The following is a 225-nucleotide window of genomic DNA, read 5'->3' on the forward strand; positions in this document are numbered from 1 at the left end:
CTGCCGGAAACGATCTTCGACGTCGCCGCGCCGTTGTCGTGTCGCGTCGATGCCAAAGCCCGGGTCTGTGTGCGCCAGTCCTACTACTCGGTCCCGGCCCGCTACGGGGGCCGTCGACTCGAGGTCCGACTCGGCGCCGACACCATCCGCGTCCTTGATGCCGGCACGGTCATCGCCACCCACGTCCGGTCGCTGCACAAGGGCAGCGAGGACCTGGTGCTGGAT

At 68.4% G+C, this 225-nt stretch carries 1 protein-coding gene; it reads left to right on the plus strand.

Annotation, left to right across the window (positions count from 1 at the left end; all coding sequences use genetic code 11):
* Positions 1–225 (plus strand): Mu transposase domain-containing protein (locus QWJ41_RS21565; RefSeq protein WP_439117358.1); only part of this gene is annotated, 225 nt, incomplete at both ends.

The sequence above is a fragment of the Nocardioides cremeus genome, from assembly GCF_030518195.1.
Classification (GTDB): domain Bacteria; phylum Actinomycetota; class Actinomycetes; order Propionibacteriales; family Nocardioidaceae; genus Nocardioides; species Nocardioides cremeus.